Origin of the sequence: Legionella sp. ST3F1, from assembly GCF_048553315.1 — a bacterium.
Classification (GTDB): domain Bacteria; phylum Pseudomonadota; class Gammaproteobacteria; order Legionellales; family Legionellaceae; genus Tatlockia; species Tatlockia donaldsonii.
The window spans coordinates 119,045-135,697 of the sequence record NZ_JBLZIO010000006.1; the positions used below are offsets into that span (position 1 = coordinate 119,045).

A 16,653-nucleotide genomic window follows, 5' to 3' on the forward strand; every position below is an offset into this window, starting at 1 on the left:
TTATCTTTCCCGGTTACGCTCAATAGAATGATGCTTGGTTTCCATATAGACTGTGGTAGCGACCAGGCCTTGCTCATTTTCTAATTCAACAAAACGTACTCTGTCTCCCACTTCCAGTTTTTCAAAATCATAATCTATTACGCTGTGACTGGTGAAACGGATCTGGCGGCCATCGGTTGTTTCTATATAGCCGTAGTCAGCAGGTGGTGCGATTTCATTAACACGTCCATAACATACCGGTTCATGATGTTTAATTTCACCACGCTGTTTACTGATATGGCTTTGTAATTGTCTTTTGATAGCATTAAAAGCGTCTCGAATTGCTACATAAACATCTTCGTGAGCATGATTTTGCATGGGTTCTCGACTAGCTACAAGTTCGGCATTGGGTACGCTAAGATCAATACGAATATGATAAAGCGTGCCTTTGTGATGATGGCGGTGAGGCGCTTCAATCGTCACACTACAACTGATGATATGATCAAAATAGCGCTCTAGTTTCTCGGCCAGTTGGTTAACTTTATTTTCAACAGCGGGGGATGGATCCATATTGCGAAATATTACACGAACAGGAAATTTCATTACGTAACCCTCCTGTATGACTAAGACAATTACAAGTGCGTCTAATTCTAAATGATAGTCAAGAAAACTTATCTTTGCCAACGAAACTAATTGTTCATTGTCCGAGAAAAAATAAATAGAGAAATTTCTAGCAGTTTTTTTGCCTACTTTATTTACTTGAAATGAGAATCTATAATGCGAGAGTTAGCGAGATGGTTTAGCGTAAAATAAAGTAGGGAAATAAAAATGCGAGAACCCGTTAAAGTGCGTTTTGCAACCCCGCAAGATATTGATTTTATTTATGATTCCTTAATTGAATTAGTAAAGGAAGCTCGCTTAGAGAAGCGATTTTCGCAAACAAAAAACTCTCTGTTTAGAATGATTTTTTTAAACGATTCTGCTGTTGAGGTTTTAATTGGTCAAGCCAGAAATAATCCTGTTGGATTAGCCTTATTTTCAATGACTAACCGTAATTTTATGTTATTCAACGGTCCGGGCATTTATTTACATGATTTATTTGTAAATGAACGCTATAGACGAATGGGTATTGCTACTGCTTTGATAAATCAATTAAAAAAAATAGCAAAGGAAAGACAATGCTCTCGTATCGATTGGGTATTATTAACGGACAATAAAGAAGGGAAGGAATTTTATAAAAGCCTGCAGTGTGCCGAACCGGTAGAATATTTTCAATACATGAGAATTAATCATGATGAGTTAGGTTTATTATGATCCAATTACTCGGGCTTGATTCCTAATCCAGGCCAAAAGCGCTGATTTCCTGCGCTTCGCTGCCGGTAAATCAGCGCTTTTCGACTCAAATTAAATGAAATATCAACAGCCTTTAAGTAGATCAATATCTTATTGATTTCCGTACCTCAATAATTGCGTTGCCATCCCAGATATAGTCATAGTGTCCTGCCTGGACGGGAATGGTTAAGGCTGGTGGCCTAAAGATTGCCAGACATTTAGCATTCTCAGTTCTTACGCTAGGGTAGATTAAACCCCATTCATTGCGTTGTTTCATTTCACGACCCAATTCCTGGCTTTTTCCATAAGACTTAATATCTGCTACTAGATAGTCTTGATAGCGATTGTGGCAGAGATCGACTAGGCTTTTAGTCACGTGGGCAGTGTATTCTCTCATTTGGACTATACACGGTGGCTCCTTTGATGCGGCTAAAAAAACTTCGCGATGAAATTTGGTTTCGGCAATCGCTGTTCTGGTTGAGTCCCCAGCATAATAAATGCCATAAGAGGTGCCATCACTGAAGCGCGAAATCCCGAAATGGGTAAAAGCCGCCATTAGTGGAGTAGATCCAGGCCCACCGACCCAATCTTCTTTGGCTACCAGTGAAATATAACCGTATTCTGTTGTTAAACGATCATTAGTAAGCCCTTCCAGATAGGCAATTTGCTCCAGCTCTTCTGGCGATTCGGCCCAATCGAAAAAGCTTACTGGTGGATATCTGGATGGAACAAGGCGATGTGTTTTATCCTTAAAATCAATATAGTTAAACATTCCTTATTAATACCCTCGCCAAAAATCTAAAAATCTACGTACCTCTGCAAGTCTCATGAGACTTCCTTCCATCATATAATTTTTTGGAGTAATGCCATTAAAAGGAGGCAAGGTATTTTCCCTATTAATCCAGGATAAAGCCTGGCTACTGTCAATAAATAAAATTCGCAGATCTTTATAGATCCCTAGTAGTAAAGAAATACGTTCTTTTTCATCACGACTTAGGTTCCCATTATAGCTTTTGATTCCTTTATAGTAAGAGGAGGCAGGCATATCGCCCATCAATTTCAGTGCTTCTTCTTTACTAAAATTAAATCGTTCTACCAGATTTTTAAGGGCTTTCCATATGACTTCATTAGGTACTGCTAATGACACTTGCGCTGAAGTTTTCATAAGAACCTTTTCTTTAAATATACTTTATTATTGTCTAATTTTAGATTTTTGTCTAATTCTAGATTAATAATTTTTATTGACTACTGAAATAGCAAATTGTATTTACAACTTTCCATTGGTCTAATTTTTTTTATTTGTGCTGTTAATTAAAGCATGTAACAATGGTTGAAGGTTCTACGGGCAAAAAGGACAAGCGTATGAAACAATATATCTGGTTCCATCCTCTTTATATTGCAGAGACTGCCAAAACGACCGTGGTAGGGCAGATGCGCAATGCAGAAAAACATGGTTATATTGTTTTAAAAGAAAAAGAATTAAATAAGGTTAGTACTCGAGATCATTTATCGATTGTTGGTCATTCATTTTCTCCAAAGTTAGAAGTAGAAGCAGATATAGACGGTATGTCGTTATTGGTTAGATCCCCAAAGGGGATGGAGTGTGAGTTAGCAGAAGATATCGCCCAACAGGAGGATACGGGTTTTTATATTCAAGGAGAAACAGCCGAGCAATGTATAAAAAGATTACAGCAAGCAGGGCTTAAAAAAGGACCACTACTCTTATCACTGGAGTGCTGCATAGCGGCTGCGGCGGACGGCATTGCCGAACAACTGTCGAGTCATCGATTCTTTATAAATACGATTATTGAGGCTAATACAAGCGGCATTGGCCGAAATCCTGGCAATCTTTCCTGGTCTATGTCAGAAGACTGCTTTGGCCGAGTTGTATTGCAGGATAGTAAAAATCCTTGGATTTTTCTGCTCGGAGGTAGTCAGGTTGCAAAGCGTTCTCATGGGACTTACCAGATTAGCGAGGTAATAAGAACAATACTGCAGCAAGATTTCCACAGTCGCTTTTTTAGCCATTATAGACCTGGTCTAAGAGGGGGGCGTGTAGGACGATACTGTGAGAGTACTGGTCAGCGAATAACCCGTGAAAAAGCAGTTGCCTTCGCCTTGGATCAACGCGGTTCAGCGACTGATATAGCGTTACAAGAAATGGATAAAGAAGAGGAGAATAGAGTTCTAAGCCACTAGATTACCACATGCATTTTACTCCATTTATATTCCTTCAATTGAATAGCGAATTTTTAACGATATTGATAATTATTAATTATCAATATCGGAAACTCTGCATCTAAATTTCAGGCTGATTTAATTATATTAATAATTCATTAATTTTACCCGGGTATAATTCAAAATTTTTACATTTTATTTAATTTTTATATATAAATTAACCTTAAATTCCTATGGTTAAAAGCATAAAAATTTTGAATTTACAGGAGGATTTATGGGGCTTTCAACCAATTTGAGACTAGGTGAATGGGCAAAAAATAAAACACAATTACTAGTGCCTTTTAGTACCAATTCAGGTGGTCAAAAAACCATTGAGCAAACACTGTTATTAACGATGGTTCGCAAAAAACATCCAAAAATAATGCAGGAGCAAATTGCAAGCTGGTCTCTTAGCCCCAATCCTGCTGATAATAGTGAAGATCATAGTAATAGACAAATATCCTTTTATGATGGCTTTGGCAAAGAACATGTTGATACTTTGTTGAATTTTCACAGTTGGTTAAAAGACGCCCGAGATAAAAAGGCTAGTGGTTATCATCGTGACGGTACTTACCGTACAGTCTTACATGATATTGAAAATAATGCTAAAAATAGTGTTAAACATGGTGTAGGAAACTGTGATGAGTTAAGTGGTATAGCGTATCTTTTATTACTCGAATGCCCCTCAAAATACACAAAAAGCCAACCTGTTCGAGTTGAAAAAATCAATATCACGTCCCCGGGTGATCATTGCTTTGTTGTAATTGGACGTAGAAAAAATTCTGATCTTAGGGATCCATCGACTTGGGGGCCTGATGCCGTGATTTGTGATCCTTGGGGAAATGTTAATTTTTCGGTAAGTGAACAATTAAATAAGAATAAAAGCGATAGATTAGCCATGTTTAACTATATAACCTATCATTTGGCAGCACGGGATTCTGCTTTTAAAATCAGTCAAGACTATGTGGGAGGGGGGCATTCTCAGCGCTGGGATAAAAAGGGGCGAACTGATTTACGGTATCACCAAAATTACTCTGCAAAGCAACAACATATTCCTTTTTTTCATTCGGGAGGTTATCAATTAAGTGATGTTGAGGCCATGGATATCGTAAAAGATGAAGGAGCAAATCTTGTTATATAATTTGCCCAAATTATGAATAAGTAATAAATTTGGCCAGACAACAGGCTTTCTTGAATTGCTAATTCGTTAGATTGATAGTAGTAATTTGTTTTGAATTGATGATGTTGAAAATTGTCAGCTAACAGGAGCGAAATCAGCTTAAAAAGGACGTGCTAATTCAGATTTTCATGGACCAAAATAGACAATTAGTTATATGGATAGTTTGCACCTTGGATCTAATTATTGATGGTTATGATTATACATTACCTCATATCACCGCTCTTCTCTTATGATAGACCAGACTGCATCTCTACTTGGTGCAGTATTTTTGACCATTATTTGTCGGGCGTTTGGCTGACCTAATAGGCAGGAAAATCATGCTTATTCTAAATTATATCCAAGCATTCTGGATAGCGCATTTCAAGGCCCATTTTGAAAAAAAGTTATTGATGACTAGCTGTTGAAATTGATGCTCGATTAAACTGAACTATAAGGCAAGAGGTAGGTTAAAAAATAAGCCTGCTTTCTATTCAACAATAGAAATATAATTGCAGGCCTAATAAAGAGCTTTAATGTATTAGCTTAGTATACTTACTATACTTGCCACAGCCTCTTCTTCAGCGCTCTTTTTCGTTATGGGCGTCTTTTCAGGAGTCGAAGAGAGCGTCGGTAATTTCACATGGGTATCTTCTTCCCTTAACTCCTCTACAGTCGCAGTAAATGTACTGGAACCACCAAAAAAACTGGCTGGAGTAGACGATGGTTTAACTCTATCCATAGACGCCGTGAAGAAACGAATTTGTCCTTTGAGCAAATTCCTTACAATTTCTAAGGCTTGTTGAGCAAGCTTGGTTGGTAATTGATCGTAAACTTCAACAAGACTTTCTTCCCTTTCCATAAAAATGCTGTAGGTAGCTACGGGCGCGCTCTTATGAGTTTTAAATACGACATTAATGCTCAAAGTCCCATGATCATCTCTACGGACTGACGCTTTTGTTCTACTGGCAACTTCATGGATCATTCTGACAGGAAAATAAGCATAGCCTTCAGGTGTGGCGGTAACATCTTCTTTTAAAACATGGGATAAGTGTTGCGGAGTTTCTTTCTTTTTGAAGGATTTTGCTTTTGATACTGGTTGAACGATACCTACTACCTCAGTAAAACCAGGATCTTTAGGATTACTGGAGCTGTGATAAATATTGTGTTTATAACCGCCATGTACTATGAAACTGCAAAAACCACGAGGGTGTGAGTGTCTGGTTTCTGGTTCTAGGCGAGCACCTAAACTTTCATAAAGATCGCCTGGCCAAAAATTGAGTCGTAACTCCGCAGCATCAGGAATGACTTTTAAAATTCGAGGATCTTTGATTGCACTAATGAGATCATTATTTAAACGTAAAAATCCGGATGGGTTTCTGCTTACCGTTAAATGTTCTGCATAAACTGGATTTTCTAAAACCTCTAAAATTGCAGTCATGAGAGTAATTTTAAATCCGACGTTGGTTAGTGCTCTATCAACGCTATCTAGTCTGCGCGCATCTACACAGGTCATTGCTAAACGAGCTCTATCGCCCTCATTCAAAAAGCTAAATAATTTTCGCGATAGCTTGTTAGTGCTTCCACCATGAAAAACATCTTGAAATGTTTTTGGTTGAGTTTTGGGCTTGGTAGATACTACTGTAGTTACTACAGAGGGATCTTCGCTTGGGGCTACTAGGGGGGTTACTGGGGGAATAGTTGGTGTAGCGACTACTTTATCCTGCTCAACAAGTGAACGTACGCTATCTTCTGTTAACATAATTATCTGCCCTCAAATAATAAATAAATTTGATTAGTCCCTCCTCTTTTTTCCCTTAAATTGCCTGGTAAATTGGCAAGAGCTCAAATGTTAACCATAAATTATTAAGGAAATATTAATAATTTTTAAACATTATTAAGTATTTTTGAACAATTAATTTATTATTTAAATAGCTAACCTAACAGGGGTTAATGAATAAATTTGAATTAAGTTTAGATTAAGCAAGGATAAGGGTAATTTCTTGTTTGATAATAAAAAATTATGGTTCGTGACTTGCACTACGCCGTTGCAGAATGAGTATATTGTTCGTGTAATATTCCTTTGGCGATATTTCGATAGAAAAGATTTTCTGGCTTACTGGGTATCATCTAATTAAGTCAAGTTTATCGTGGAAGATGGATTGTCTTCATAATAAGCGTTTTCTTTAAAAATGATCTTTTTTCCTGAAATCGCCGAAATACGATTACCAGGTAAAATAAAACCTATCACATTGAGCGGATCGACGGCTGAAATGGTAAGCATTTCTTTATTGGGTTCCTTATTTTTAGTTGCCCGTAAAGAATCTACAGCATAAGGTAACGCGAATTGTTCACCTAAAAAACCACTGACAAAACGCCCCCCACGAATTTCCCCGCGTGCTTCCAGGCGACGAAAAGCGATTAACAATTCCCGCCAACGTGGAATTACTTTTTCTCTGGCTAAAAGATCACGAAAAACAACACCATATCGTTTCAATAATAACCAACAAATCGCTTCGATTTGTGCAGTAGAATCTTGGTGGGTATGAGTTTTTAATAAGGACCACCTACCCGTACTGTATTGATGACGAAGAGGGTGGCGTCTTTTTTTGTTTAAGCGGCGACGGGGATCAATTAACGAGCGTAAATTATCGAAACCATCAGCAGTTGTTAAACCGGCAGTAACCAGCTCCCAGAGACCCATCTCTATCTCTGATTTAAGATGGTTTACACCCAGAGCAATATCAGTAAAAAAGGAAGCCCCATTTTTTTGTAAATAACTATAGATGCTTTTTGCAATATGACTTAAAGCGGGTAAATCTTCTTCATGAGTGAAATGTTGCACTTCCGGCATCCATTCTGCTGTATCTCGCACGAAGAAAGTAATCGGAGCAACACTTGTGGGTATCACACGTTTATTTTCTAATATTGTCTCATTCTTTAACGAGGAAAGTCGTCCCCAACCGATAATTCCCATGAGGCAAAGTCTATCGAGCATCGCCGGATCATAATTATTAACTCTTTTGGCTAAAATTTCTGGTTCCCAGGCTTTTGCAGGCATTTCAAATCCTTGTAACTGGCTGATTATCTCCAGCAGGCCTTGTTCATCTCTTAATTGAGTGCCTGGGGCTAAATGTTGCCAAGATAATAGCCATTGCACAAATTTCATCGCGCTGACAGGTTCGATTTCTTTACGCAATTTTCCTAAAGTTAGTTGATGAATCCGGGCTAGCAGGCGCCGCTCGCACCACTCCAGCTGATTAGCTTCTTTAAAGGTGCCTCGCAAAATTAGTCCGCTTGCCTCTAATCGAAGTAAGGCATGCTCTATAGAGGATAAATCCAGATTTAATAACTGACTTAATTCTTGACTGGTTGTTGGGCCAAGGGAGAACATCCAGCCACGGATTAATTCAACGATACCTTCCTCTTGAGACAAAGGTTTTCCCTCAATGGCTTTTAAGGGATGCTGAATAATTGCGTGTGGGTAGATATTCGAAAAAGTTTTGGCTTTTTCTATAGAAAACCAGAAAAGTTTGTCACCTACCAGGGCTGTAGCCGCTCGTCCGCCAGCAATGAGTTCAGTTAGGAAGTTTTGCCACAGTAAACGAGTGGTTTCTTGCTTGAAATACAGAGCGGGAAAAGCAATAAAGGTTTGTAGGGCATCTTGAAGCTCATCAGCATTCCTGACATCAGGCCAAACTTGCTGTTGAACCTCCTCAATAATGTTTAAATCCAGTTTACCTATTTCTTGTATAAGTGAGTCAGGCAAGACACGCCGCATGGCAACTGCACGTGCTCTCCTCTCTTCCAAGGGTGCATCATCCAAAAAGGCATAAGGATTTGCATTTAATATTTCGTGGGCAAATTGTGAGGGGATTGGCGTATCTACAGCAAGATACTGGATTTCACCCTTTTTTATTTTCTTTAAAATATCAATCAAACCATCCAGATCGAGTGCTTCTGTTAGCGAATCTTTTAATGCTTCATTAATCAGAGGGTGGTCTGGTAATTCAATGTCGCGCCCACCGAGATTGTCTTGGCAGGCTGCTGCATCGGGAAAAACGGCTGCCAGTAGGTCATCGGACAGCATCCGGATAATATTGGGTGGTACTTTTTTTCCACTACGAAAACGAACTACTGCCAATGCTCGGGCTGCATCCCAACGCCAACGGGTAGCAAATAGAGGGGATTGCAAAACAGCCTGAGTGAGTACTTTCGTAATGGTTTTCGGATTTAAAAAAGCAAAAACATCAGCTAAAGGAAAACTATGCTGTTCAGCCAGGGCAATATTAATGCCGTCATCAGTTGCAGAAGCTTGCAGTTCAAAATTGAAAGAGCGGCAAAAACATTTTCTTAGTGCTAAGCCCCAGGCTTTATTAATACGAGCGCCGAAAGGAGCATGAATAATCAATTGCATGCCGCCTGATTCATCAAAAAATCGTTCAGCAATAACTTTTTGTTGTGTAGGAACTGCTCCCAATAAAGCTCTTCCTTGCAAAATATAGTCAATAATTTGCTCTGCCCCGGCGTTATCAACTCCGCAATTTTCTTTTAACCAGGCAATTACTGGTTGAATAAGCGCCTGGTTTTTAGCTGTTTCGATGGAGGAACAAATGATTGGTAATTTGTCGCTGATCAGTTGACGTAGATTGGAAACACGTAATGATAGTTCAACCGTTCTCCCGGGCGCTTCGCCGCGCCAAAAAGGAACGGTTGGAGGTGCACCATGAGCATCTTCTACCAATACACGACCTGTAGCACTTTCAATATGTCTGATTTTCCATGAAGTACTGCCTAGTAAGATGATATCTCCACGGTTACTTTCTACTGCAAAATCCTCATCCAATGTACCTACCATCACACTGGTTGGTTCTGCGAACACGGTAAATAAACCAGTTTCAGGAATTGCCCCTCCGTTAGTAATGGCAGTCAAACGGCTGCCACGCCGGCCTTTAACCAAGCCATTAACGCGATCACGAAAGAGGTATGCACTATAACGACCGCGCGATCCCGCAATGCCTTCAGAGAGCATTTCAAGAATATTATTAAACGTTTCGCGTTCTAAAAATTTATAGGGAAAAGCGTGTTTTACCAACGCAAATAAATCATTTTCCTGCCAGTCGTCGGTAGCGCAACTTGCAACAATTTGTTGCGCTAAAATATCCAGGGGTTCCTTAGGAATAATCAACCGATCAAGGTCGCCATCTTTGATAGCATTGACCAGGGCTGCACACTCTAATAACTCATCGCGTGTAGTGGCGAAAATTCGACCTTTCGAAATCGCACCATGCCAATGACCCGCACGCCCAACGCGTTGTAGCATGACTGCAATTGAACGCGGCGAACCCAATTGGCATACCAAATCGACTGTACCAATATCAATTCCTAACTCCAAAGAGGCTGTGGCGACAAGCGCCTTTAGCTGTCCGTTTTTTAATTTGGTTTCAGCAGTTAGTCGTAATTTTCTAGACAGGCTTCCATGGTGGGCGGCAACTTGCTCTTGGCCTAGCCTCTCTGCCAGATGATGAGCAACTCTTTCGGCTACTCGGCGTGTATTGGCAAAAATTAAGGTGGAACGATTTTGTTTGGCGAGTTCTGCAAGTCGATCATAAATTTCATCCCACATACTATTTGATGCCACCGCCCCTAATTCACTGGATGGGACCTCTACAGCCAGTTCTAACTGTTTGGCATGTCCAATGTTAACAATTTGCGGTAAAGCTCGCCGGTTACCTGTTAAAAAGTTTGCAACTAACTCAAGGGGTTTTTGTGTTGCTGAAAGGCCAATGCGTATGGGAGACTGATGAGTAATAGCCTCAAGACGCTCTAGAGATAATGACAGGTGGGAACCGCGTTTATCATCAGCAAGCGCATGGATCTCATCGACAATGACTGTTTTAACTGTCCGCAGTAGTTCTCTACTTTTCTCGGTTGTTAATAAGATATAAAGGGACTCTGGGGTGGTTACTAAAATATGAGGCGGTTTTTTAGACATGGCCAGCCGTTCTTTAGGCGATGTATCACCGGTTCTTACAGCGACCTTTATCTCTGACATGCAAAAGTCTTCTGCTTTTGCAAGTTCCATAATGCCGGCAAGGGGACTCATCAGGTTTTTTTGGATGTCATTACCCAATGCTTTTAAAGGGGAGACATACAGCACTTCTGTTTCGTCACCAAGAATACCGTCGAGCGATTTTCTAACCAGCTGATCAATGCAGGCTAAAAAGGCAGCAAATGTTTTTCCTGAACCAGTAGGCGCTGAAATTAAGGTTGTCTTACCGGCAAGAATGTGAGGCCAGCCTTGACGCTGTGGTTCCGTTGGCTCCCCAACATTGGTGATGAACCAGTCCCTGACAAGTGAATGGGCCCAATCAAGAGTATGATCAGATTTCATCGATATAACATTGCCAAAAGATAGAGTTAACTGCTTAAGTATACACTATATGAACTGATGCAATAATACCAACCCAGAAGTCTGGTTTGGTATTTAAAGATAACAATAATTCCTACTATTGGGTGGGATCTTAAATTCTAATACTAGTATAAGTGGTTTTATCTGAATGTATTGCTTTATACATTTTTTTGTTCATGCAAACTATCTTTTCAACACTGTTGGGTATAGGAATAAGGACAGAAGATTTTTTGACGGTTATATAGAGTTTACTGTTTTTTATTTTCCATTTCCCTACTAGTGCTTTTGCTGCGTTCTTGATATCAGTTTTATCAGCAATTTTTCCTATCAGCGTGTGATCTTTATTAAAAATTAAAATATCTACGTAGGACCTGCCTAGCAGTTTCACCTCCATACTTTCTTTTCTTTTCCCAATAATATTTTTTTCATAATATTTGTCCGTTTGTGGGTAACAGTTATCAGAAGCAAAAATGGGAGGAATAAAGAGTAAAAAGCAGGTTGTGATTAAATATTTAATCATCAATTCGCTCCATAAGTTGGTAATTTTTTTGCATTAAACAAAAGATTTTAAACTGTGTCAAATAAAACCATTTGAGTCACAACTGTTCCAGAGGTAATTTAGTTGTTGATTTCAAAAAATTATATGAATTTAAATAATAAAATTTATGTAAGAAATTAATTATTAATATTTTATTAATATTTTTACATTAGAATGCCAAAAATTAAAAATTTTATCGGAAAATATATCATGCTGCAGAAAGTTGAAATTGTAGAAGATAGCTTGGTCGAGTGCGTTAATAGTCAAAGAAATGCAAGAAAAACAATTTTGGCCAGTATTGCACAGAATGGTCTAACTCCACCTACAACCGACAGCAATAGTCATCTTTTATTATCAGCTGACGGACATATTTCCTCAAAAATTTCTTATAACCTAGTACAATTAGAAAAATGTAAAGCTAATAATTTTTCAACTATTTGTGATTATGCGATTCAGGATCCCCACTGTGGAATGATTGGAATAACCCTGGAGCGGAATTATACAATCAACGCTAAAGATATAACTGAATTGACTCCTATCCTGGCTCCTCGTCTGCTAAACAGTATTTTGTTTATTGTTGTGAGTGAACAATTAAAGACCAGAAGATCTCAATACTCAGGCGATGTTTCTGAGCAGGAACTGGAGGGGAGTATTGGCCGTGGTGCAATCCAAGCCATTATTGTTCCCACTTTTTTATATGCTGAGGTAGTTAATCTTTATAAGGATGTCACTATCATTCCCGTCGATACTGTTAATTGCAGAATCAAATTAAGTAAACATGTTACTAAAAATATTCAATTAGAAAATACTGACGCCCTGGATAGGGAGATCGACAAGAAATTTCCACTGATGAAACTACAGCATCCTAGTTTGTATGAAGATAAGCAGATGATATTGCAGTTTGTTGAATTTGAAATGACTATGCCTGATTATAGTACTGGTTTGGTGCAATATATTGAAAATAGTATAAAAAAATATGGTAAAAGCCATTTTTTTGGGCTTCATTTAACAAGGCTTCCTACGCAGCACGATGTATCCGTGTTATTGCAGAAGAAAGAAAATGGTCCTAAGGAAATGATGAGGAATGATAGACAAAATGAAAATAAAGTTGAATCTCAGGTAGCTAATGAAGTCGCTGTGACCCCTGCAACTCCACAAATTGATTTATTTAGCTTAAATTTCTTAACGAGCATGGCACAAAAAGCAACTGTAGATTCTACGCCATCTAATGAGGAGTCAACTGCCTATACATTCCCATAATGATGTAAGTAGTGATAATTTAGAGGTAAATTCTGTTACCTGCCAGAATGATTTGGTTATCATGAATCCTATTATCAATGGCAAAATTGTCCTATTCAGGCCAGCAATAAAGTAGACACGCGATAAGTAGGAGGAAACCTTTCTTGTCGTAAAATACCTCTCTTTCTGTCGTCAAATACATGAGTAAACAGTGCAACAATCGGTGGATGCCATTTTTATACTGGTTACTCTGGTATAATGAGTGATCCCTGGTTAATTCTTGCAGTTATTCCAGAAGCGGATAAAGCAAGCAAGCCAATGGATTTGGATCCAACACCTCTCTTTTATTGGGATGAAGAAATGCAGCGTCTGTTATGTCGTAAATAGGTTGATAACCTCACGCCGGGCAATGACCACTGATTGGTTGGGAAGGGGTACCCTTATTGAACTGAAAAGAGATCGTAGTGAAACAAAAGAGAGGTGCGACATTCTGTATACGTTAAAAAAGTGATGAGTATCTCGAGTAAGAGGGGATTTTCTATGTTATACCTTCAAATACAAGCAACAACTGACCTGTTATTGAGTGTTGAGAGCTGGAATGCTAAAAATTACTAATACGCTATGTATTTCTATGTCAGAAATTGAATTAACAGCAATTCGAGCTCAAGGTGCTGGTGGCCAGCATATCAATAAAGTATCTACGGCAATGCATCTTCGCTTTAATATAGAACAGTCCAGTTTACCGCCAGAATTAAAGACCAGATTACTTCAGCTAAGAGATTACCGCATTACCCGGGATGGTATGATTGTCATCAAAGCGCAGCGTTATAGAAGCCAGGATAAAAATAGAGATGATGCCTTGCTAAGATTAGTTGCACTCATTAAAAAGGCGTTGTTTGTACCTGTTTCGCGCATAAAAACCAAGCCCTCCAAACTGTCGATTAAAAATCGACTTGATAATAAAAAACGTAGAGGTTATTTAAAAAAGCTTAGGCAATCCACAGAGTAACTATTCTTTATTCTTATCTGTTTAAATGGCTAATCACAGCGATTTGATTGGAAACTAACATCGTCCATATTAGCTTTTGCCCGGAACAGTGCCGCTAGACGTGATTGCATAATTTGCGTTCTTATTTATTATTTCTTTTGCAGCGCGCTCGCCACTAAGATAAGCACCATACACAGTGGCGGGATAGAGATTTGTAGTTGCTTCTCCGGCAAATAGAAGATGTCCAGCAACTGTTCTTGCCATATTTAAATAATCTTTTCCATCCTCTAAAGCTTCTGGACGCAAGCTTGAATAAGAACCTTCACTATAGGGGTCTTTACCCCAGCGAGTGATGACATAGGATGTTGGAGCTGGAATTTTTTCACCATAGATAGTTTTTAATGTTTTCATCACAGATTGAATAATTTCAGTGTTCTTTTTATCTTCAAGATTTTTGGCAAAATCAGCAGAAACAATGGCAGACAAAATGGGTTGGTGAAAGAAATAATTGAGGTTATCAAATTCAATCCACTCTCCTTTATTTACCCAATTTGTACCTGACCAATAGGCAGGAGAAATGTAACTAATAAATTGCTCAGAGTCCCAAAAGACTTTTGGAAAAAGCATGATAATTTTATTCATGATTCCCATATTGAGGTGTTCCATTGCAATAATTTTATTCCTGGGTAATTGGGGTATAAATTTAACACGGCCAGTTTTTAAAACGCCCAAGGGCAATGTACAAATAACATATTCGCCAATAAATTTTTTGTTATTGTTTGTACTGACTACGATTGCCTCGCTGTTTTGATAATTTACTTTGATTACTACCTGATTCAAAAGAATATGGGTCTCTATGTTTTTAGCAAGACCATTAACCAGATCTTTATAACCATGAAGGAGGAGTTTTTCTTTCCCTGGAAAATTATCTTCATTGTCATACCAAAGGGCAGATAAATCGTGAATATCAGCTGCATATTCTTGTTCAATTTTGTCTGAGATTTCATACAACAAGCCATGTTGTGATTTTTTATTAAGATGTTTCTGGTTAATTAATTCAAGAACAACATCTGACACGGATAATTTTGCATTCCTTTTATTGTCTCTACGTTTTTTTTCGACTAGCTTTTCAAAATCCAAATAAAGTTCTTCATAGGATATATCAATGGCATCTGAAATTTCTTTACCTTTCGAATTATAAAATGAGGAAGAATGACTATCTAGGGAAGCGGTAGCCAGATGCCATTTTTTAGCTAATTTCATTAAGGGATTGCTTTGATCGCCGCCATGAATTATTCCTGCTCCCAGCTCTATAGGCACCTCTTTCCATGGCATAATAGTACTGACTCTCCCACCTATGCGATTGCGTGCTTCGAGAATAATATAATTATTTACGCCATGCTTTTGTAAATAGTGACCAGCTTCTAATCCTGCGATTCCTGCTCCGATAATAATAACTTTATAGCGAGCAATTCTGTCCTTTTCGGCTTGAAGCGTTTGACTAAAAATGAGAAAAATTATGATTAAAATCCTTTTAAACATAAAACATCCCTAATTTTGTTGATTTGTTAAATATAACAGGTGGGTGTCTAAATCACTTGATATTTTCTGAAATTTATTTAATTGCTTAATTAAATCTTGCTATAGATCTGATTATTGGCATCTACCTCGCTTTTTTATGGTATGAGCATCGGCAGCGAACTATAATTAAAAACATCAATGTGCAGGAGTAATTATGGGGATAAAAAATCCTGGTGATCTTTTCGATATTCCTAAAGAAAAACTGTTTATCTCGGAAAGTGGTTATGCATATAGCATTGATATGATAGCCGATTTTATTAACAGTGATGATTGGGATTTCAATGAGTATAAAAATAGGGAGGAATTGCAAGGGACCTTCCGTGACTTCAAAAATAAGGAACGCGAATCTGAAGAAATAAAAGAGGCTTTACCAATTCATTTATTCACTGAACGTGATATCGCAGAATTACTGAAACATAGAGAAATCGTTAGTGCTTATGAAAAAAGTCCACTGGCTAGTGGGTTAAAAGATCTGGCAGATGGTATTAGTGAAACAACATTAGAGCTTATTGGTGAAGTGGCTAAAAAATCGCAAATTCTTGAGAGTGGTGGTGAAAGTGCGAATGAAGCGCGATTGGGGCTCGTATTATCTACACCACTTCATGCACTTTCTGAACATCTTAAAACGATTAAAAAAACAGAAAAGAATGCCCTGATTTACCTTACCAGCCAAGGCGGGCCTGTGGGCCGATATTCCGAACCGGATGCGCGAGGAATGAATTTTATCGATGATCTCAATAAGATTTATAACTCAGGATGTGGGGCTGGTTTTAACCGACATATCGCCAATGTATTTACTATTCTTAAAAGTTATAAATTGTACCAGCAAGCCAAAAAACAACTTCAAATGGAGTCTTCCCACTCCTTCTCTGCTAATAAGGCCGTATCAATGTGGGCGGTTTCACCTTCGCTAATTGATCCAGTCAAGATGGATGATGCTTTGCATTACATTAGAGACAAAAGAGGGGCTTTGGGCATAGCAGAGCTAGATCAATTAGAAGATAATTTTTTAATGAAGAAAATTGAGCTCATCAATGGAAATAGTAAAGAATGTTATCTGATAATAATGGATCTCAATTTAGATAAAGAAACTGGAGTTAAAAAAATTCTTATTCCAATTGAGAAAATTCTAGAGTTTGCCGATAAGCACACCCATTCGCCTGGTATGGCCACTTGATTGAACCAGACAAAAATTATTGTCAATAAGTTTG

General features: G+C 38.3%; 14 protein-coding genes. 7 read left to right on the forward strand and 7 right to left on the reverse strand.

From position 1 onward, the window contains the following. Entirely contained in the window at positions 1-582 is a 582-nt protein-coding gene (locus tag ACN4Z1_RS06285; RefSeq protein ID WP_228364143.1) for an HPF/RaiA family ribosome-associated protein, read from the reverse strand. 225 nt (positions 583-807) lie between these two features. Here ACN4Z1_RS06285 and ACN4Z1_RS06290 point away from each other — a divergent pair, with 225 nt between their 5' ends. Continuing rightward, the gene (locus tag ACN4Z1_RS06290) at positions 808-1,293 is read left to right on the forward strand and encodes a GNAT family N-acetyltransferase (protein WP_115221155.1); all 486 of its coding nucleotides are present in this window, start codon (positions 808-810) and stop codon (positions 1,291-1,293) included. Between the two features lie 121 nt (positions 1,294-1,414). On the opposite strand, the gene ACN4Z1_RS06295 is transcribed toward ACN4Z1_RS06290, so the two are convergent. After that, positions 1,415-2,083, reverse strand: coding sequence for an RES family NAD+ phosphorylase (locus ACN4Z1_RS06295; protein WP_228364142.1), 669 nt, complete (start codon positions 2,081-2,083; stop codon positions 1,415-1,417). Positions 2,084-2,089: 6 nt separating this feature from the next. Beyond that, a complete protein-coding gene (locus ACN4Z1_RS06300; protein ID WP_228364141.1) occupies positions 2,090-2,476 on the reverse strand; it encodes an MbcA/ParS/Xre antitoxin family protein in 387 nt (128 codons plus the stop codon). A 197-nt stretch (positions 2,477-2,673) separates the two neighbouring features. Here ACN4Z1_RS06300 and ACN4Z1_RS06305 point away from each other — a divergent pair, with 197 nt between their 5' ends. Then, entirely contained in the window at positions 2,674-3,510 is an 837-nt protein-coding gene (locus ACN4Z1_RS06305; RefSeq protein WP_228364140.1) for a hypothetical protein, read from the forward strand. Positions 3,511-3,763: 253 nt separating this feature from the next. After that, positions 3,764-4,669 (forward strand): hypothetical protein, encoded by a 906-nt coding sequence (locus ACN4Z1_RS06310; RefSeq protein ID WP_228364139.1) that lies wholly within the window; start codon positions 3,764-3,766, stop codon positions 4,667-4,669. Positions 4,670-5,225: 556 nt separating this feature from the next. Here ACN4Z1_RS06310 and ACN4Z1_RS06315 read toward each other — a convergent pair. The 3 genes from ACN4Z1_RS06315 to ACN4Z1_RS06325 form a co-directional block, all read right to left on the reverse strand. Next, complete coding sequence (locus ACN4Z1_RS06315) at positions 5,226-6,446, reverse strand: hypothetical protein (RefSeq protein WP_228364138.1); 1,221 nt, start codon at positions 6,444-6,446, stop codon at positions 5,226-5,228. Positions 6,447-6,818: 372 nt separating this feature from the next. After that, complete coding sequence (locus ACN4Z1_RS06320; protein WP_228364137.1) at positions 6,819-11,078, reverse strand: DEAD/DEAH box helicase; 4,260 nt, start codon at positions 11,076-11,078, stop codon at positions 6,819-6,821. Positions 11,079-11,208: 130 nt separating this feature from the next. Beyond that, positions 11,209-11,616 (reverse strand): hypothetical protein, encoded by a 408-nt coding sequence (locus ACN4Z1_RS06325; RefSeq protein WP_228364136.1) that lies wholly within the window; start codon positions 11,614-11,616, stop codon positions 11,209-11,211. A 228-nt stretch (positions 11,617-11,844) separates the two neighbouring features. Between ACN4Z1_RS06325 and ACN4Z1_RS06330 the strand changes: the two genes are divergently transcribed. From ACN4Z1_RS06330 to arfB, 3 genes are all read left to right on the forward strand, one after another. Continuing rightward, a complete protein-coding gene (locus ACN4Z1_RS06330; protein ID WP_419413440.1) occupies positions 11,845-12,894 on the forward strand; it encodes a hypothetical protein in 1,050 nt (349 codons plus the stop codon). Between the two features lie 237 nt (positions 12,895-13,131). Next, entirely contained in the window at positions 13,132-13,260 is a 129-nt protein-coding gene (locus ACN4Z1_RS06335) for a hypothetical protein (protein WP_255673195.1), read from the forward strand. A 211-nt stretch (positions 13,261-13,471) separates the two neighbouring features. Further along, positions 13,472-13,882: an alternative ribosome rescue aminoacyl-tRNA hydrolase ArfB gene (gene arfB / locus ACN4Z1_RS06340; protein WP_228364134.1), complete on the forward strand. Its 411-nt coding sequence runs from the start codon at positions 13,472-13,474 to the stop codon at positions 13,880-13,882. Positions 13,883-13,951: 69 nt separating this feature from the next. On the opposite strand, the gene ACN4Z1_RS06345 is transcribed toward arfB, so the two are convergent. After that, a complete protein-coding gene (locus tag ACN4Z1_RS06345; protein WP_228364133.1) occupies positions 13,952-15,403 on the reverse strand; it encodes a flavin monoamine oxidase family protein in 1,452 nt (483 codons plus the stop codon). Positions 15,404-15,596: 193 nt separating this feature from the next. Here ACN4Z1_RS06345 and ACN4Z1_RS06350 point away from each other — a divergent pair, with 193 nt between their 5' ends. Continuing rightward, positions 15,597-16,619, forward strand: coding sequence for a hypothetical protein (locus ACN4Z1_RS06350; protein WP_228364132.1), 1,023 nt, complete (start codon positions 15,597-15,599; stop codon positions 16,617-16,619). Positions 16,620-16,653: the final 34 nt, after the last annotated feature.